This is a genomic window from Xanthomonas vasicola pv. musacearum NCPPB 4379, assembly GCF_000277895.2.
Classification (GTDB): domain Bacteria; phylum Pseudomonadota; class Gammaproteobacteria; order Xanthomonadales; family Xanthomonadaceae; genus Xanthomonas; species Xanthomonas vasicola.
The window spans coordinates 4369586-4386699 of record NZ_CP034655.1 but is presented as its reverse complement, the minus strand read 5'-3'; the positions used below and the strand labels follow the sequence as shown (position 1 = coordinate 4386699).

Below are 17114 nucleotides of genomic sequence, written 5' to 3'. Positions count from 1 at the left end.
GAACCCGCGCAACACGCGCGTGGGGCCGATGACGGCCAAGGCAAGGCCGTCAGCGCTCAAGCGATGGGAGGTCGCACCGGTTGGTCGGGCAGCGGGCTGCTGCGCCCTTCGGCCAGGGTGGCCGGTACTGCCAGGTGGCCGAGCTGGCCCACGGGCACCGCAGGCAAGGTCAGCAAGGCGAGGCTGCAGTGCTGCAGGCAATCACAGCTGCCCAGCTTGCAGCAGTCATGCGCGTGCGCAAGCGTGGCCTTGTCGGGCAACTGCGCTGTGGCGGGCGGCGGCATGGCGTCATGGCACGGCATGGCGTCCGGCATCGCCTGATGAACCATCGATGCGGTACTCGCCATCGCAGCAGCGGGCATCGCATCCGACGCCATCGCCGGCATCGCCATGCCCACCGACGCCCACGCGCCGGTGGCCGTATTGGCAACCAGACACAGGCACAGCAGCAAGCGGAGCAGGCGATACAGCACGGGTGATCGGGCAGTGGACAGGTACGACGAGCATAGCATCGGCCCCCAGCTGTCCGCCCGATGACCCAGCTGGCGTGGGCGCGTAGGCGCGCGGGCGAGGGCGGTAGAATTGCGGCCACTTTCGCAGCCAAGTCCTGCCATGTCGCAGCGCCAGTGGGTGGCCGCCGCCATCCAGAAGATCGAAGCCGATTTCAATCGTTCGGCCGACACCCACCTGATTCCGATGAACCTGCCGGGCTATCCGGGCATCGACCTGTACTTCAAGGACGAATCGAGCCACCCCACTGGCAGTCTCAAGCACCGTCTGGCGCGCTCGTTGTTTTTGTACGCGCTGACCAATGGCTGGCTGCGTGCCGGGCGCCCGGTGATCGAGGCGTCCAGTGGTTCCACCGCTATTTCCGAAGCGTATTTCGCGCGCTTGCTGGGCGTACCCTTCATTGCGGTGATGCCAGCCTCGACCTCGCCGGAAAAAATCGCCGCGATCGAATTCCAGGGCGGCCGTTGCCACCTGGTCGAGCGTGCCTGCGATCTGGACAGCGCCTCGCACCAGCTCGCACACGAGACCGGCGGGCACTTCATGGACCAGTTCACCTACGCCGAGCGTGCCACCGACTGGCGCGCCAACAACAACATCGCCGAATCGATCTTCAAGCAACTGACCGAAGAGCCGCACCCGATTCCGGACTGGATCGTCTGCAGCCCCGGCACCGGCGGTACCAGCGCCACCTTGGGTCGCTACGTGCGCTATCGACGCCATGCCACCCGCATCCTGTGCGCGGACCCGGAAGTGTCGGTGTTCTTCGACGGCTATTGCCGCGCGGTGGACGGGCAGTGTCCGAAGGAGTTGGCCATCACCGGCGGCTCGCGCATCGAAGGCATTGGCCGCCCGCGGGTGGAATCGAGCTTCATTGCCAGCTGCGTGGATGTGATGATCAAGGTGCCCGATGCGCTGAGCCTGGCCGCGATGCGGCATGTCAGCGCCACGCTCGGCCGCCGCGTCGGTGGCTCCACCGGCACCAATTTCGTCGGCGTATTGCAGGCCGCCCGCCGCATGCGCGAGGAGGGGCGGCAGGGCTCCATCGTCACCATCCTGTGCGATGCCGGCGAACGGTACGCGCACAGCTATTACGACCCGGCCTGGTACGTGGCTCGCGAGATCGATGTCAGCGACAGCGATGCCGCCATTGCGCTGGCCGTGAACGGCGGCGATTTGCCCGCCTTGCCTTGTGCGGCGCTGGAATGACCGCCATATCGGGCAATCACCCAGTCCACTGCCGGAGCGCCTCCATGACCAACCCGCTGCTCGATCTGTCCGGACTGCCGTCCTTCGATGCGATCCGCCCTGAACACGTGGGCCCGGCAATCGACCAATTGCTCGCCGAGGCCGAGGCGGCAGTGAAAGCAGCCGAACAGGTCAGCCCAGTGCGCTGGGACAGCTTCGTGACGCCGTTGGACGATGCCACCGAGCGGCTGTGGCGTGCGTGGGGGCAGGTGGGGCATCTGCAGGCGGTGGTCAACACGCCGGAGCTGCGCGAGGCCTATAACAGCAATCTGCCCAAGGTGAGCCGCTTCGGCAGCGCGCTGGGCCAGAATCTGGCGCTGTATGCGCAATACAAGGCGCTGGCGCAATCGCCGGAAGCGGCGCACTTCGATGAAGCGCGTCGCAAGGTGCTGGCAAACGCGCTGCGCGATTTCCGCCTGGGCGGTGCCGAGCTCGATGACGACGCCAAGGCGCGGTTTGCGCAAATCCAGGAAGAACTGTCGGCATTGGCGGCCAAGTTTTCGCAGAACGTGCTCGACGCCACCGATGCGTGGTCCTACGTCACCGAAGACGAAGCGCAGCTCTCCGGCCTGCCGGCTGAAGTCGTCGCCGCCGCACGCGCTGCCGCAGAAAAGGACGGCGTGCCAGGCTGGAAATTCACCTTGCAAATGCCGTGTTATCTGCCGGTGCAAAGTGATGCGGACAGCCGCGAGTTGCGCGCGCTGCTGTATCGCGCCAATGCCGAGCGCGCGTCCGAATTTGGCGATGCCGCGCTGGACAACAGCGCCAACATCGATCGCATTCTGGCCTTGCGCGCCGAGTTGGCGCAGCTGCTTGGCTTTGCCAGTTACGCGGACTATTCCGTCGCCACCAAGATGGCGCAAAGCCCCGATGAAGTGATGGGCTTTCTGCGCGATCTGGCCGTGCGTGCCAAGCCGCATGCGCAGTGCGACCGTGCCGAGCTGGAAGCCTTTGCGCGCGACGAACTGGGTCTGCACGAACTGCAGGCCTGGGATCTGGCGTACGCATCGGAAAAGCTCAAGCAGGCGCGTTACAGCTTCTCCGAGCAGGAAGTGAAGCAGTACTTCACCGAACCGAAGGTGCTGGCTGGCCTATTCGATGTGATTCGCAGCTTGTACGGGCTCTCCGTCAAACCCGATAGCGCGCCGGTCTGGCATCCGGATGTGCGGTTTTACCGGCTGGAAGATGCGCAAGGCACCCTGGTTGGCCAGTTCTATCTGGACCTGTACGCGCGTGAAGGCAAGCGCGGTGGTGCATGGATGGACGACTGCCGCAATCGCCGCGAAACCGCCAACGGCGTGCAGACGCCATTGGTGTATCTGGTGTGCAACTTCGGCCGTGGCAGCGGCGACGCACCGGCCACCTTCCGTCATGGCGAAGTCACCACGCTGTTCCATGAAATGGGCCACGGCCTGCATCAGTTGCTGACACGTATCGGCGAGCTGGGCGTAGCGGGTATCAACGGCGTGGAGTGGGATGCGGTGGAGCTGCCGAGCCAGTTCATGGAAAACTTCTGCTGGGAATGGGAACGCGTGCAGGCGATGACCGCGCATGTGCAGACCGGCGAACCGCTGCCACGCAACCTGTTCGACCGTTTGCTGGCGGCGCGCAATTTCCAGAGCGGCATGTTCACCGTGCGCCAGCTGGAATTCGCTTTGTTCGACATGCAGCTGCACAGCAGTTTCGACCCGACGCAAGACAGCGTGCTGCAGCTGATTGAGCGCGTGCGCGACGAAGTGGCCGTCAATCGGCCTCCGGCGTGGAATCGCTTCCCGCATCAGTTCAGCCACATCTTCGCGGGCGGCTACGCAGCCGGCTATTACAGCTACAAATGGGCCGAAGTGCTCAGTGCCGATGCCTACGCTGCGTTCGAAGAAGCACCCGACCAGGTGGCCGACACTGGTGCACGTTTCCGCCATGAGGTGTTGTCGCGCGGCGGCAGCCGCAGTGCGGCCGATAACTTCCGCGCCTTCCGTGGGCGTGCGCCGAGCATCGATGCGTTGCTGCGGCACAACGGTATGGCGGGCTGAGAGAGGTCGACTCAGGTTTCAGGTGCAATACTTTTGTATTGAAAACCTGAGTTTCTATCAGTACGTCCTCTCTTCCATTTAAATATAATCAAGTAATTAGAATCAACGTCCAAGTGCAACACCCCGCCTTGACGTAGGGTATTGGCATGGGCACACGGTACAGGCACCTGGGTTCCGAAGAACGCGCTTTGCCTCAAATCGAACTCGGTAACGGAATGAGCATAAACTCCCTTGCAAGGCGACTCAATCGCAGAGCGTCCACACTCTCGCGCGAGATAAGGCGACAGGGCGAAGCTGTCTATGCGGCAACCAGCGCAGCCAGCAACTATCGGCTGCGCCGCAGGGCGTGCGTTCGAAGGCGCCGGCGTGTTGAAGCAGTGCGCTCTTTCAGGGGGTGGGTGACGACTTGGTTCTGTATCGTTGGTCGCCCCAGCAAATTTCTGCCAAGCTCAAGGCCATGCATCCGGATGATCCAAGTCAACGCGTGAGCCAGGAAACAATCTACTCCGCGCTCTACGCGCATCCGCGTGGTGGTTTGAAGAAAGAGCTTGTGGAAGCGCTTGGTCAGCACAAGCCGGCGCGAGGCTTGCGCCGTACAACCGCTGCCAAGCGCACGTGGGTGCCGGAGTAGCTGCGTCTCGTCCATCGGCCTGAAGAGGTGGCACAGCGCTTGATTCCTGGGCACTGGGAAGGCGGCCTGATCAACGGGGCTTTCAACCGCTCGTGCGTAGGCACGCTGGTGGAGCGAAAGACGCGCAAGATGGATGGTTGTACTGCACAAGATGCGCTGGAGGGCTTCGCGCGACAGATGAAGACGCTGCCGCATTTCCTGCTGGGAAGTCTCACCGATGACCGCGGAACCGAGATGAGGTGTTATCCAGAGCTGATGAAGCGGCTCAACATCGATCTTGGGTCCGCCGATCCACATGCGCCCTGGCAGCGCGGCAGCAATGAGAACAGCAACGGCCTGCTGCGCCAATTCATGCCAAAAGGCGCGGACTTGTCCAAGGTGAGCCAGGAGTCTCTCGACAACGTCGCCGACCTGATGAACGCCCGGCCACGGCAGACGCTTGGCTGGAAGACGCCCAACCAGGCGCTGGAAGAAGAGATCGCCCAATTCAACTCACATGTCGCACTTGCAAGTTGAGACTGCCGTATGTGCACGAATTTTGTTGTAAAAGCCATGCAGAAATCTGATTCTGTTAGCGGTGCACTTGATTATTGAGGTCGCTCTCTTTGATAGTTAAATATAATCAATTATGTGCACAGTGGTCGTTGTGAGCGCCATGCAATCGGCTGATTATTTTTGATAGTGCACTTTTATTATTTAAAATTTAATCGATCCTTAATGCGTCGATACATCATCAGTGAAGTGATCGATGCAGGCTTACAAGGAATTTATGCTGCGACCTTATGAAATTGCTGTTTTCTTATGTAAGAAATTTCTAGAGTCCGCTTGTATCAAAACAAGTCGGGAGTACAACCATGGTTATTGGCAACGTTTTATCCGTTACCTCGCATCCGACCGGCGGTATTGACGCGGCAGTGGATATTCCCGATCAGACAGCATCGGTGTCCACCACCTCGCCTGGGAAAAATGCGTTGTCTGGACTTGGGCGTGCACCGTCCCGTGCGGCGGCTCGAGCGCGTGCGGACGCTTCGGCGCAGTCTCAGCAGGCTGATGCGCCAGGTTTGCTGCAGCAGGTGGGCACCTATGGCGGGCCGCTGGTGGACGGGGCCGCATCCGGGCTCTCGCTGGCCGCTGCGCAATTGTCCGCGTCGCAGCAGCAGCCCGCCAAGCTCACCGGTATCGTCAGTGGTGCATTGTGGGCTGCTGGCGCGGCCATCAGCCAGTGCGGCAAAGTGCCCGCTAATTCGTTGGTCTCAAGCGCCAATGCGGTAGGCGCTGCCGCTGGCGTACTCAGCGCTCTGGCAACATCGATGACTGGAAGCGACAGCAGCCGCGTGGCGTATGCATCGGCGTCTGCCTGGGCATTGAATGGGGGAGCCAACTTGGTGCGTGCTGCCACCGACACCGCTTCCGTTCTGCCGAGCCGGGTGCTGCAGGGTGTCAGTGGTGCAGCCAATATCGCAGCTGCCGGACTTGCCGCTGCCGCCACTGCGGCCGCTGAAAAGGATGCGCCGGTCGAGGCGGTCAATCTCGGCACTGCTTCATCCGTGCTTTGGGGGGTCGGCGCGGTTGCCGCATTGGGATCGGCATGGATGGCAGGTCAGCGTGAAGCGCCGTCTGCAGCGATTGAGTCGCCCGATCATGTCCCCGTACCGCCCAGTCATTCGTAGAGATCCAAGCGCCATCATGTAGGCAATCAAGGCGGTCTACATGACTGGCAGCGGTGATGGTCCTGTACTGGCGGAAAGATGTTTACACCCGGCCGAACACAAGTGCCGCGTTGGTGCCGCCAAAGCCGAAGCTATTGGACATCACCGTGTTCAACGTCGCTTCCCGGGTCTGCCGCAGGATCGGGGAACCTTCGGCGCGCGGATCGAGTTCTTCGATATGCGCCGAGCCGGCCATGAAGCCATCGCGCAGCATCAGCAGGCTGTAGATTGCCTCGTGCACGCTGGCAGCGCCTAGCGAGTGCCCGGACAGCCCCTTGGTTGAGGACAGCGGCGGTACGTTGTCGCCGAACACCTCGCGCACCGCGCCCAGTTCGGTGACATCGCCCAGTGGGGTGGAGGTGCCGTGCGTGTTGAGGTAATCGATTGGGCGATCCAGCCCCTGCATCGCCATGTGCATGCAGCGCACGGCACCTTCGCCGCTGGGCGCGACCATGTCGGCACCATCGGAGGTCACGCCATAGCCGAGCAGCTCGGCATGGATGCGTGCGCCGCGCGCGATGGCGTGGTCGTAGTCTTCCAGCACCAGCATGCCGCCGCCGCTGCCGATGACGAAGCCATCGCGCTGCGCATCGTACGGGCGCGAGGCCACGGCGGGGCGATCGTTGAAGCCGGTGGACAGCGCGCCCATCGCATCGAACATCACGCTCATGGTCCAGTGCAATTCTTCGCCGCCACCGGCGAACATCACATCTTGGGCGTCATGCCGGATCAGATCCGCCGCCGCGCCGATGCAATGCGCCGACGTCGCGCAGGCAGCCGATAGCGAATAGCTCAGGCCACGGATCTTGAACGCGGTCGCCAACGATGCTGACACCGCCGAACACATCGTACGCGGCACCATGTACGGGCCCACCTTGCGCACGCCACGGTTGCGCAGCAGATCGGCGGTTTCCACCTGCCACTGGCTGGAGCCGCCGCCGGAGCCGGCAATCACGCCGGTGCGCAGCCCGCTGACCTGCTCGGCGTCCAGCCCGGCATCGGCGATCGCATCGCGCATTGCCAGATAGGCGTAAGCCGAGGCGTCGCCCATGAAGCGCTTGAGCTTGCGGTCGATCAGGCTGTCCAGATCCAGCGCCACCGCACCGCCTACCTGGCTGCGCAGACCTGCTTCAGCGTGATCGGGGAGCGCGGTGATGCCGGAGCGGCCCTCGCGCAAGGCGCTGGAGACGGTGTCCAGATCATTGCCCAGGCAGGAAGTGATGCCCATTCCGGTGACGACGACGCGACGCATCAGAAATTCTCCGTTGAAGTGAACATGCCCACACGCAGATCCTTGGCGACGTAGATCTCGCGCCCGTCCACCAGCATGCGTGCATCGGACTGGGCCATCACCAGCTTGCGGTTGATCACCCGGCTGATATCGATTTCGTAACTGACCAATTTGGCGCTCGGCAACACCTGGCCGGTGAACTTGACCTCGCCGCAGCCCAACGCGCGGCCACGGCCCCCCGCGCCGATCCAGGTGAGGAAAAAGCCGGTGAGCTGCCACATTGCATCCAGGCCCAGGCAGCCTGGCATCACCGGGTCGCCGATGAAGTGGCAACCGAAGAACCACAGGTCCGGGCGAATATCCAGTTCGGCACGAATCACGCCCTTGCCATGCGCACCGCCGGTGTCGCTGATCTCGGTGATGCGGTCGAACATCAGCATCGGATCATTGGGCAAGCGGCCGCTGTCGGGTGCAAACAATTCCCCACGCGCGCTGGCCAGCAATTGGTCGCGCGAGTACGTGCTTTGACGAGTCATGACGAACGTTTCCTGCAAGGAGCGAAAGGCGAGGCCGGGAAGGGTGCATGAGGTCGCGCGGTTCAATCAAACGTTTTATCCGTACGCATGCGTGCTGTTTTCAGCTGGTTGCGCAGTGCCGCAAGTCGTGCTGCGCGCGCAATCGCAACGCTCGGGCTTGCGTTGACGGGTTGACGGTGGACGTGTGCGGTCGGCTGTGACGTTGGCAGAATCAATGCGTACCCGTTGACGTTCGATGAGCGGTCGCGCTTGTTTTCAGGCAGGGTCGTGGTCCATCTCGACGCAAGGTGTGAGACAGCGCTGGCCTATCATGAGCGCAGGCCTGCGACAGAGAAACCCGTTTGATGCGCAAGATCGTGCACGTGGACATGGATGCGTTCTACGCGTCCGTGGAGCAACGTGACGACCCTAGCCTGCGCGGCAAGCCGGTGGTGGTGGCCTGGCGCGGTGCGCGCTCGGTGGTGTGCGCGGCCTCCTACGAAGCGCGCACTTTCGGCATTCGCTCGGCGATGCCGGCCGTGCGCGCCGAGCGTCTGTGCCCGGATGCGATCTTCGTGCCGCCGGATTTTGCGCGCTACAAGGCGGTGTCGCGGCAAGTGCGCGAGATCTTCCACCGGCATACCGATCTGGTGGAGCCATTGTCGCTGGACGAGGCCTATCTGGATGTCACGCACGCCAAGACCGGCATGCAACTGGCTACCGAGATCGCGCAGCTGATCCGCACGCAGATTCGCGAAGAAACCCAACTCACCGCATCGGCCGGCATCGCCCCGAACAAGTTCCTGGCCAAGATCGCGTCGGATTGGCGCAAGCCCGATGGCCAGTTCGTGATCGCACCCAGTCGCATCGACGCATTTTTGCTGCCGCTCAAGGTCAATCGCATTCCCGGCGTGGGCAAGGTGATGGATGGCAAGCTGGCGGCACTGGGCATCGTCACCGTGGCCGATCTGCGCCTGCGGCCATTGGAAGAATTGCAGGCGCATTTCGGCAGTTTCGGGCAGAGCCTGTATCGCCGCGCGCGTGGCATCGACGAGCGCCCGGTCGAGCCAGATCAAGAGGTGCAATCGGTCTCCTCGGAAGACACCTTCAGCGAAGATCTCCCGCTTGATGCGTTGGATCCGCACATCCTGCGGCTGGCGGGAAAAACCTGGCTCGCCACGCGCCGCACCGAGCGCATCGGCCGCACGGTGGTGCTGAAATTGAAGACCTCCAACTTTCGTATCCTGACGCGCTCCTACACGCCCGAGCAGCCACCTGCCTCGCAGGAGGCGCTGGCACAGATCGCGTTGTCGCTGACCCGCCGCGTGGAGATGCCTGCGCAGACGCGCTACCGCCTGGTCGGTGTTGGCCTGAGCGGTTTCAGCGATGTCGAAGAAGGTGCGGTGCAGGGGCAGCTGTTTGGCGAAATGCCGCAGGCGGAGTGACTGCAAGCCACTGTGCGTTGCGTGCGGCATGTGTCGCTGACTGCATCAATGTGTGCAGCGAGTAATCCACAGTGCTCACGGTGACGCGCGCTGCATGCGGCACTGCGTACACTGCGGCTCCCCCACACACGAGACCGTCCGAATGTTTGCGTATTCGCTGGTGATCTTCGATCTGGACGGCACGCTCGTGGACAGCGCGCCCAATATCGCCGAGGCGCTCAACGGCACCTTGCAGGAGCTCGGGCTGCAGCATTTCAGCGAAGCCACGATCCGCAGTTGGATCGGCGAAGGCGTGCATGTGTTGCTTGCCACCGCATTGCGCGAAGCCGGCAGTACGCGCGACGCCGATGCGGCAATGCCGGTGATGATGCGCCATTACGAAGCGAGTCTGCTGCACAATCCGCAGTTGTATCCCGGCGTTGCCGAGGCGCTGACGGGCTTGCGCGATGCCGGCGTCACGCTGGCGTTATGCACCAACAAGCCCTCGCGTTTTATCGCACCGTTGCTGGAACATCTGGGCATCGCCGCGCACTTCAGCAGTGTGCTGGGCGGCGATTCCTTGCCGCAGCGCAAGCCTGACCCGGCACCGCTGCTGCAGCTTGCCAGACACTTCCAGCGCAGCCCGCAGCAATGCCTGATGGTCGGCGATTCGGCCACCGACGCTGCTGCCGCAAACGCCGCCGATATGCCGCTGGCGATGGTGCGTTACGGTTACCTGCGCGGCTTCGATGTGCAGACCTCCGGTGCGGTGGCCATCATGGACGACATGCGTGAGCTGCTTGCGTTGACGTAATTTGGAATTGCGCGTCGCATCAACCAATGCGGCGCCAGCGTGCATGACTGCAGCAGGCGCAAGGTCAGGCGTTTGCACTGAAGCGGATCACTATGTCGAGCCGAATATTGAGCCGACCGGCCTGTTCCGCTGAGCGACTAGCAGCATCGGCACACCGCGGTGAGCCACCACAGCCAACATGTGATGTGATCAGTCAATGCCGCGTCGTGCTCTAAACGGGTCACGCGAAGTTCAAGGCGATACTGCATGCATCAGCGCGCGCATGAACCTAAACAAGAGCGTACCGCACCGATCACCGATCACCGATCACCGATCACCGATCGCTTGAGCTAACTCAATCGTCCCGTGCGTGGTCTGCATCTGCTGCGTCATCGAAGTCGGACGCAATGTCTGCATCGCCGTGCGTATCGTCGTTATCGGCGCTTGCGTAGTGCACGGTTTCCACCGGCCCGCCGATGGCGCGGCCGCGCACCGGCAGCAGTGCGCTGGCGGCTTCGTATTCGGCCAGCAACGCATGGCGTCGTGCTTCCGGCACATCCTGCCAATGACAATCGGTCAACGCGCCTTCCAGCGAATACAGCAGATTGAGGCTGGGCTTGAAGCCCGCGCGGCGCACTTTGACGAACGCGCCCACCGCACCCACCGCCTGCAGGTCCTGCTGCGTGCGCAGCCCGACCTGGCGCAGCCACGCTGCGCTCTTCGGGCCGATGTTGCGCATCCGCTCGGTGGTCACGCCAGCGCGTCCACAAACAGCTGCGCGATCGCTTCCAGGCCACGTTGGTCGTCGGCATCGAAGCGGTCCAGCTCCGGGCTGTCAAGGTCCAGCACGCCGATCAATACATCGCCCTTGACCAGCGGAATCACCAGCTCCGAGCGCGACGCCGAATCGCAGGCGATATGCCCCGGAAACGCGTCCACATCGGCAATGCGCTGGCTCTGCCGGGTACTGGCGGCCGCACCGCACACGCCCTTGTCCAGCGGGATGCGCACGCACGCCGGCAGGCCCTGGAACGGCCCCACCACCAGCTCGCGGCCGTCGTAGAAGTAGAAGCCGGCCCAGTTGAGCGACGGCAACGAATGGAAGATCAGCGCGGCCAGATTGGCGGCATTGGCGATCCGGTCCGGCTCGCCGTGCACCAGTGCCTGGGCCTGGGCGGTGAGCTGGGCATATTGTTCCGGCTTGCTGCCGGTCAGCGAAGAGGTGGCGAACATCGGCAAAGTTTAGCAGTGGCCGTCTTGCAGCGTGGTTGCGATCGGGCAAGGAACGCGCAGGAGCTTTCCAGCACTGAGTCGCGATCATTGGCCGAGGCAGCCAGCGGCGCGCACAGGGGCAACGTGGCCCCGCAGGCAAACGACAACCAACCGTCCTCAGCCGCACGTGCAGTGCGCACGCTATGCTGCGCGCCCTCACGGCAATGGCGGCGCGGCCGCAGGATCAGGCGTATGCAGCATTCAGCTTTTTATGTCACCGGCACCGATACCGGCATCGGCAAGACCATGGGCAGCACCGCGCTGTTGCACGCCTTGCGCGCACGCGGCCATCGCGCCGTCGGCATGAAGCCGGTGGCCAGCGGCTGCGAGCACACGCCGCAGGGTTGGCGTAACGAAGACGCGCTGGCGCTGCAGGCGGCCAGCGATCCGCAGCCGGACTACGCCACGCTCAATCCCTACGCCTTGCCGGCGCCGCTGGCACCGGAACTGGCGGCGGCTGATGTCGGCGTGACGCTGGCGCTGGAGCCCATCGCGCACGCGTTCGCGCAATTGCGCACGCAGGCCGAGGTGGTGGTGGTGGAAGGGGTGGGCGGGTGGGCCGCGCCGCTGAGCGCGACCCTGGATCAAGCCGATCTGGTGCGCGCCTTGCAGCTGCCGGTGGTGCTGGTGGTCGGCGTGCGGCTGGGCTGCATCAACCACACGCGGCTCACTGCTGCGGCCATCGCCGCCGATGGGCTGCAGTGCATCGGGTGGATCGCCAATGAAATCGATCCGCAGATGGAGCGCATCGAAGAGAACATCGGCATGCTGCGCCAGCGCCTGGCGATGCCGTGCTGGGGCCGGATCCCGTGGCGGCCGGGTGCCGACGCTGTCGCCCAGGCACACGGGCTGGAGTTGCCGCGCTAGATGGCACGGCGCGCTCGCGCGGGCAATAAAAAAGCCCGACAGAGGGAGGGATCTGTCGGGCCGGATTGCACGGGGGGAGGGACCCATGCAAAGACGCTGAATTTATTGGCGCTTACTTACGCCGGGTCTTGCCAGATGCGCCGGCCTGGTCGCTGCCGTTTTCGAACTGCTGCTTGGCAAACTGCCCAAGCTCGCTGGACATCTTCAATCCCAGCCCGACCACTTCCTGATTGACCGAGGCCAGGCGTTCCAGGTTGTCGCGCGCAACCTGCAAGCCTTTCGGCCAGAGCGTCTGGTAGGCGCCCAGATCGCGCGCCTGCGCGAACTCGCCGAAGAAGCTGCTGGTCGCGTTGACGTTGCGTTCCAGCGTCTCCAAGGCCAACTGGTTGGCACGTGCTGCGACAGACGCGAACTGACTGGTGAAGCTGTTTTCGAACTGCGCCGACATTGCGAACCCCTTGGGGAAAGCCGTGACCGTTTGTTGCGTTGCAGCATACGCCGTTGCTGCTGCGATGCAACATGTTTTCTGAAGATTTTCCAAGCGGCTGCAGAAATGCTTTGTCATCAACGGGTTAGCCAGCTCCGTAAATGACAAAAGCCGCCCAGCGGGCGGCCCTAGGTCACAGGACTGCGCTACCGGTCAACCGCGATAGCGACACCCGGAGGTGCAGGTTTCATGCACCACGATCTCGCTGAGCTGCGGCAATGCTGGCTTGAGCTGCTGCCAGATCCAGATTGCCAGGCGTTCGCTGGTGGGATTTTCCAGCCCGTCGATATCGTTGAGATAGTGGTGATCCAGGCGGTCGTAGATCGGCTGAAAGGCGGCCTTGATATCGCCGAAATCCATGATCCAGCCGGTCTCGGCGCCGGGTTCGCCGCTGACATGCAGCTCCACTCGAAACGAATGCCCGTGCAGGCGCGCGCATTTGTGCCCAGGCGGCACATTGGGAAGCCGGTGCGCGGCTTCAAGCGTAAAGACTTTGAAGATATCCATGTGCGGCATTGTAAGTGCGCCGGGCCCTCTGAAGCCGACGGCAAGCGCAACGCTGCGGTGCTTTTCGGCATTCCAAAGCCACGGTGGCAGTTGGAGTGTCACACCGGTATGCAGCGCAGCGCGCATGCCTGGCGCGCTGACTCCCGCGTCCGTCACCAAGGTGCGGCATTGCCGCGCGCTCTTGCGCTGCCTAGTCGCACGCGGATCAAGCATGTTTGCTGACACACGCGCATGGCCCACAAAAAAGCCGCCCCGAAAGGGCGGCTTTTCAGTTCAACGCCAACCTGGCGCCGGAAGTACCGGCGCTCAGGATTTAGCGCGTGCCGCTCGGACGCTGGCCACCGCGGCCGCCGTCGCGACGGCCTGCGCCAGCACCGGCATTGGCCTGACGCGGACCACTGCTGCGCTGGCCACCCGGCTTCTTCGGGCCGGCATGTGCATGCGCCTGACGCGGTGCATCGCCATGCGGGCGACGGGCGTGGCTCTTGCGCGGAGCGCGATCGCCACCCGGCTGCTCGGCACGTCCCGGTGCGCTATTGCCCCAACGGATCGGGGTTTGCGGCTCGTAGCCCGGCACGTCGCGGATTTCCACGTCGCGGCCCAGCATGCGCACGATCTGGCGCAGCAGCTTGGCTTCGTCCTGCGCCACCAGCGAAATCGCCTCGCCGGTGGAGCCGTTACGGCCGGTGCGGCCGATGCGGTGCACGTAATCCTCGGCCACCATCGGCAGGTCGTAGTTGATGACCTTCGGCAGCTGGTCGATATCGATACCACGCGCGGCGATATCGGTGGCCACCAGCACGGTCACGCGGCCGGCCTTGAAGTCGCTCAAGGCACGCATGCGCTGACCCTGGCTCTTGTTGCCGTGGATCGCCGCGGTCTTGATGCCGGACTTCTCCAGAAACAGCGCCAGTTTGTCGCTGCCGTGCTTGGTGCGCGCGAAGACCAGGGTCTGCTCGCGGCTGTCCTGCGCCAGCAGGTGCAGCAGCAGATCGCGCTTGCGCGCGCCATCGACCGGGTGCACGCGGTGGGTGATGCTCTCGGCCACAGTGTTGCTCGGGGTGACCTGGATCTGCATCGGGTTGCGCATGAACTCCAGCGCCAGCTGCTTGATGTTCTCTTCGAAGGTCGCCGAGAACAGCAGGGTTTGACGGTCCTGGCGCGGCAGCTTGGTCAGGATGCGCTTGATCGACGGCAAGAAGCCCATGTCGAGCATGCGGTCGGCTTCGTCCAGGATCAGCACTTCGATGCCGGACAGGTCCACGCTGCGACGCTCGATATGGTCGATCAGGCGGCCCGGGCAGGCGATCAGCAGGTCCACGCCACGACGCAGCGCGTCGAGCTGGTTGCCCATGCCCACGCCGCCGTAGATCACCGCGCTGGGGATGCGTAGGTACTTGCTGTAGCCCCGCAGGCTGTCATGCACCTGGGTGGCAAGTTCGCGGGTCGGGGTCAGGATCAACGCGCGCGGCTTGCGCGGGCCGTTGACCGGCTGCGGCGAGGTGCCCAGGTGCTGCAGCAGCGGCAGGCCGAACGCAGCCGTCTTGCCGGTGCCGGTCTGCGCGCCGGCCAGCAGATCGTGATCGGCCAGCACCAGCGGAATTGCCTGCTGCTGGATCGCAGTGGGGGTTTCATAGCCCTGCTCGGCCAACGCGCGCAGCAGGAAGGGCGCAAGGCCCAGGGATTCAAAAGACATCAGGAAGCTCCAAGTAAAGCGTCGCCACCAAGCCAAGCCCGGAGCGCAAACGCATTGCAGATGCAAAAAGTGAGGCTCGGAGCGTTCCCGTGAACCGCGCTGCGAGATGGTGGATCAACCCGATCAAAGAGCGATGGGTTTGTCGGCACCACGAAAGGCGTCGGGTGGGGCGGGCGAGCGGATCGATCGATCCTGGTCTCGCCGGCTGTCCCTAAGGGAAACGGACGGCCGCATGCAGACCCGGCAAGTGTACCCGCGTTTGGCGCGCTGCACAAAATCCCGTCACTGCGGTTGTGGTACTGGTCAGTTGTTTCAGGTGTAACTACTGTTGTGGCAGGCCGTACAATCACCCAATCAGCCACAGCACAGGATGGTCATGAAGCTAGGTTCCCTGAAGGAAGGCGGCCGCGACGGCAGCCTGATCGTGGTCTCGCGCGACCTGCGCACCGCCGTGCGCGCCACCGGCATCGCGCCCACACTGCAGCGCGCGCTGGAAGACTGGAGCAATGTGGCGCCGCGCCTGAACGCCTTATCGGCCTCGCTCAACGACGGCAGTGCCGACGGCGTCTTCGACCTGGACATGCACGCCTTGGCCGCGCCGCTGCCGCGCGCCTACGAGTTCGTCGACGGCAGCGCCTACCTGCCGCACGTGGAGCGGGTGCGCCGCGCGCGCAATGCCGAGGTGCCGGAAAGCTTCTACACCGACCCGCTGATGTACCAAGCCACCAGCGCCGGCTTCTACGGCCCGCGCGATGCCATCAAGGTGATCAGCGAGGAGCACGGCATCGATCTGGAAGCGGAAATCGTGGTCATTACCGACGACGTACCGATGGGCGCCTCGCCCGAGCAGGCGGCCGCGCATATCCAGTTGATCGGTTTGGTTAACGACGTCTCGCTGCGCAACCTTATTCCGGCCGAGCTCGCCAAGGGCTTCGGTTTTGTGCAATCCAAGCCGCGTTCGGCGCTGTCGCCGGTGTTCGTCACCCCCGACGAACTGGACGATGCCTGGCGCGACAACAAGGTGCACCTACCGCTGGTGACCCATGTCAACGGCGCCTGGTTCGGCGCGCCCGAAGCTGGCGAGGACATGCAGTTCAACTTCGCTCAGCTGATTGCCCATGCCGCCAAAACTCGTCCGTTGTCGGCCGGCACGATCGTGGGCTCGGGCACCATCGCCAATCAGGACACCACGCTGGGCGCCTCGTGTTTTGCCGAACAGCGCGTGGTGGAGACCTTGCGAGACGGCAAGCCGAGCACACCGTTCATGGCGTTCGGCGACATGGTGCGGATCGAGATGTTCGATGCTGATGGCGTCAGCATCTTCGGCGCGATCGAACAGCGCGTTGAGCGGCAACCGCTGCCATGACCGGTTGCTCACCTTCCGTAAGCGCTCACAGGCAGGCTGGCGTATGAGCGCACCCTTGGAGCTGTTTTCGTACTGGCGTTCGAGCGCGGCCTATCGCGTGCGCATCGGGCTGAACATAAAGGCGCTGGCGTACGTCACGCACCCGGTGCATCTGGTGCGCGACGGCGGCGAGCAGCATGCGCCGGCCTATGCGCAGCTCAATCCACAGCAGCTAGTTCCGGCGCTGCGCCACGGCGCAGTGGTGGTTCCGCAGTCGCTGGCGATTCTGGAATATCTGGAAGAAGCGTTTCCAGGCAGCGCGCAGCTGCTGCCGGCAGCGCCGTCCGAACGCGCCCGCGTGCGCGCACTTGCCCAAGCCATCGCATGCGATGTGCACCCGCTCAATAACCTACGCGTGATGCAGTTGCTTGAGCGAGAGTGGCAACGCGATGCCGCACAGCGCCTGTATTGGACGCAGCACTGGATGCAGCAAGGGTTTGCGGCGCTGGAACTGCAACTGGCCAACGATCCGCACACCGCAAGCTTCTGCCACGGCGACACACCGGGCCTGGCGGATTGCGTGCTGATTCCGCAGCTCTACAACGCGCGCCGGTTTGAGGTCGATCTCGCGCCATATCCCAAGGTGCAAAGCATTGAACAGGCCTGTCTGGCACTGCCGGCATTCGACGCGGCGCGGCCGGAAATGCAGATTGATGCAGTTGTTTGAGGCGGGCGGGCGAGGGTAGTCGCTCTCGTCTGCGCCGCGGCAGCTTTCCTGGTAAGCGGAAAACAAGCGCGGCTTGCGGGGCAATTGCTCAATCCGAGGTCGGCCCATTGCTGGGTCCGTGCTGA

The 17114-nt window shown here is 63.6% G+C and carries 16 protein-coding genes and 1 pseudogene; 9 read left to right on the top strand and 8 right to left on the bottom strand.

Translation table 11 applies throughout. The features are described from left to right. Window positions 1–56: 56 nt before the first annotated feature. Window positions 57–512, bottom strand: coding sequence for a CopL family metal-binding regulatory protein (locus KWO_RS20170; protein WP_026112184.1), 456 nt, complete (start codon window positions 510–512; stop codon window positions 57–59). 100 nt (window positions 513–612) lie between these two features. Here KWO_RS20170 and KWO_RS20165 point away from each other — a divergent pair, with 100 nt between their 5' ends. The 4 genes and pseudogenes from KWO_RS20165 to KWO_RS20150 all read left to right on the top strand — a co-directional run bounded on the left by KWO_RS20165 (window position 613) and on the right by KWO_RS20150 (window position 6086). Further along, on the top strand, window positions 613–1716 hold the full coding sequence (locus KWO_RS20165) for a PLP-dependent cysteine synthase family protein (protein ID WP_010371935.1): 1104 nt from the start codon (window positions 613–615) through the stop codon (window positions 1714–1716). Window positions 1717–1760: 44 nt separating this feature from the next. Then, on the top strand, window positions 1761–3785 hold the full coding sequence (locus tag KWO_RS20160; RefSeq protein WP_010371933.1) for a M3 family metallopeptidase: 2025 nt from the start codon (window positions 1761–1763) through the stop codon (window positions 3783–3785). Between the two features lie 146 nt (window positions 3786–3931). After that, a pseudogene (locus KWO_RS20155) lies at window positions 3932–4932 on the top strand (IS30 family transposase). 338 nt (window positions 4933–5270) lie between these two features. Further along, window positions 5271–6086, top strand: coding sequence for a hypothetical protein (locus tag KWO_RS20150; RefSeq protein WP_227479736.1), 816 nt, complete (start codon window positions 5271–5273; stop codon window positions 6084–6086). Window positions 6087–6168: 82 nt separating this feature from the next. On the opposite strand, the gene fabB is transcribed toward KWO_RS20150, so the two are convergent. Beyond that, window positions 6169–7377, bottom strand: a complete 1209-nt coding sequence (gene fabB / locus KWO_RS20145; RefSeq protein WP_017112833.1) for a beta-ketoacyl-ACP synthase I — start codon at window positions 7375–7377, stop codon at window positions 6169–6171. Further along, window positions 7377–7892: a 3-hydroxyacyl-[acyl-carrier-protein] dehydratase FabA gene (gene fabA, locus KWO_RS20140; protein ID WP_010371924.1), complete on the bottom strand. Its 516-nt coding sequence runs from the start codon at window positions 7890–7892 to the stop codon at window positions 7377–7379. The genes fabB and fabA overlap by 1 nt, the downstream gene beginning before the upstream one ends. Window positions 7893–8236: 344 nt before the next feature. On the opposite strand from fabA, the gene dinB reads away from it, so the two are divergent. After that, entirely contained in the window at window positions 8237–9316 is a 1080-nt protein-coding gene (gene dinB / locus KWO_RS20135; RefSeq protein WP_010371921.1) for a DNA polymerase IV, read from the top strand. Window positions 9317–9458: 142 nt separating this feature from the next. Beyond that, window positions 9459–10109: a phosphoglycolate phosphatase gene (gph, locus tag KWO_RS20130; RefSeq protein ID WP_010377725.1), complete on the top strand. Its 651-nt coding sequence runs from the start codon at window positions 9459–9461 to the stop codon at window positions 10107–10109. A gap of 334 nt (window positions 10110–10443) precedes the next feature. Here gph and KWO_RS20125 read toward each other — a convergent pair whose 3' ends face one another. Further along, complete coding sequence (locus KWO_RS20125) at window positions 10444–10842, bottom strand: TfoX/Sxy family protein (RefSeq protein ID WP_010377728.1); 399 nt, start codon at window positions 10840–10842, stop codon at window positions 10444–10446. Then, window positions 10839–11321, bottom strand: a complete 483-nt coding sequence (locus KWO_RS20120) for a GAF domain-containing protein (RefSeq protein ID WP_010371915.1) — start codon at window positions 11319–11321, stop codon at window positions 10839–10841. The genes KWO_RS20125 and KWO_RS20120 overlap by 4 nt, the downstream gene beginning before the upstream one ends. 231 nt (window positions 11322–11552) lie before the next feature. Between KWO_RS20120 and bioD the strand changes: the two genes are divergently transcribed. Then, on the top strand, window positions 11553–12227 hold the full coding sequence (bioD, locus tag KWO_RS20115; protein WP_019768485.1) for a dethiobiotin synthase: 675 nt from the start codon (window positions 11553–11555) through the stop codon (window positions 12225–12227). A gap of 112 nt (window positions 12228–12339) precedes the next feature. Here the strand turns inward: bioD and KWO_RS20110 are convergent, their stop codons facing one another. The 3 genes from KWO_RS20110 to KWO_RS20095 all read right to left on the bottom strand — a co-directional run bounded on the left by KWO_RS20110 (window position 12340) and on the right by KWO_RS20095 (window position 14917). Then, window positions 12340–12675: a phasin family protein gene (locus KWO_RS20110; RefSeq protein ID WP_008576902.1), complete on the bottom strand. Its 336-nt coding sequence runs from the start codon at window positions 12673–12675 to the stop codon at window positions 12340–12342. Window positions 12676–12867: 192 nt separating this feature from the next. After that, a complete protein-coding gene (gene queD, locus KWO_RS20105) occupies window positions 12868–13221 on the bottom strand; it encodes a 6-carboxytetrahydropterin synthase QueD (protein WP_010371905.1) in 354 nt (117 codons plus the stop codon). A gap of 313 nt (window positions 13222–13534) precedes the next feature. After that, window positions 13535–14917: a DEAD/DEAH box helicase gene (locus tag KWO_RS20095; protein ID WP_010377737.1), complete on the bottom strand. Its 1383-nt coding sequence runs from the start codon at window positions 14915–14917 to the stop codon at window positions 13535–13537. A 376-nt stretch (window positions 14918–15293) separates the two neighbouring features. On the opposite strand from KWO_RS20095, the gene KWO_RS20085 reads away from it, so the two are divergent. Both KWO_RS20085 and maiA read left to right on the top strand, forming a co-directional pair. Then, window positions 15294–16283: a fumarylacetoacetate hydrolase family protein gene (locus tag KWO_RS20085; protein WP_010371899.1), complete on the top strand. Its 990-nt coding sequence runs from the start codon at window positions 15294–15296 to the stop codon at window positions 16281–16283. Between the two features lie 43 nt (window positions 16284–16326). Continuing rightward, window positions 16327–16989: a maleylacetoacetate isomerase gene (maiA, locus tag KWO_RS20080; protein WP_010377740.1), complete on the top strand. Its 663-nt coding sequence runs from the start codon at window positions 16327–16329 to the stop codon at window positions 16987–16989. The last annotated feature ends 125 nt before the right edge of the window (window positions 16990–17114 follow it).

Coding starts and splice junctions, on each gene's coding strand:
- dinB (WP_010371921.1), top strand. CDS start 8,237: ATGCGCAAGATCGTGCACGTGGACATGGATGCGTTCTACGCGTCCGTG.
- bioD (WP_019768485.1), top strand. CDS start 11,553: ATGCAGCATTCAGCTTTTTATGTCACCGGCACCGATACCGGCATCGGC.
- queD (WP_010371905.1), bottom strand. CDS start 13,221: ATGGATATCTTCAAAGTCTTTACGCTTGAAGCCGCGCACCGGCTTCCC.
- KWO_RS20165 (WP_010371935.1), top strand. CDS start 613: ATGTCGCAGCGCCAGTGGGTGGCCGCCGCCATCCAGAAGATCGAAGCC.
- maiA (WP_010377740.1), top strand. CDS start 16,327: ATGAGCGCACCCTTGGAGCTGTTTTCGTACTGGCGTTCGAGCGCGGCC.
- KWO_RS20150 (WP_227479736.1), top strand. CDS start 5,271: ATGGTTATTGGCAACGTTTTATCCGTTACCTCGCATCCGACCGGCGGT.
- KWO_RS20120 (WP_010371915.1), bottom strand. CDS start 11,321: ATGTTCGCCACCTCTTCGCTGACCGGCAGCAAGCCGGAACAATATGCC.
- KWO_RS20085 (WP_010371899.1), top strand. CDS start 15,294: ATGAAGCTAGGTTCCCTGAAGGAAGGCGGCCGCGACGGCAGCCTGATC.
- fabA (WP_010371924.1), bottom strand. CDS start 7,892: ATGACTCGTCAAAGCACGTACTCGCGCGACCAATTGCTGGCCAGCGCG.
- fabB (WP_017112833.1), bottom strand. CDS start 7,377: ATGCGTCGCGTCGTCGTCACCGGAATGGGCATCACTTCCTGCCTGGGC.
- KWO_RS20110 (WP_008576902.1), bottom strand. CDS start 12,675: ATGTCGGCGCAGTTCGAAAACAGCTTCACCAGTCAGTTCGCGTCTGTC.
- KWO_RS20160 (WP_010371933.1), top strand. CDS start 1,761: ATGACCAACCCGCTGCTCGATCTGTCCGGACTGCCGTCCTTCGATGCG.
- KWO_RS20170 (WP_026112184.1), bottom strand. CDS start 512: ATGCTATGCTCGTCGTACCTGTCCACTGCCCGATCACCCGTGCTGTAT.
- gph (WP_010377725.1), top strand. CDS start 9,459: ATGTTTGCGTATTCGCTGGTGATCTTCGATCTGGACGGCACGCTCGTG.
- KWO_RS20095 (WP_010377737.1), bottom strand. CDS start 14,917: ATGTCTTTTGAATCCCTGGGCCTTGCGCCCTTCCTGCTGCGCGCGTTG.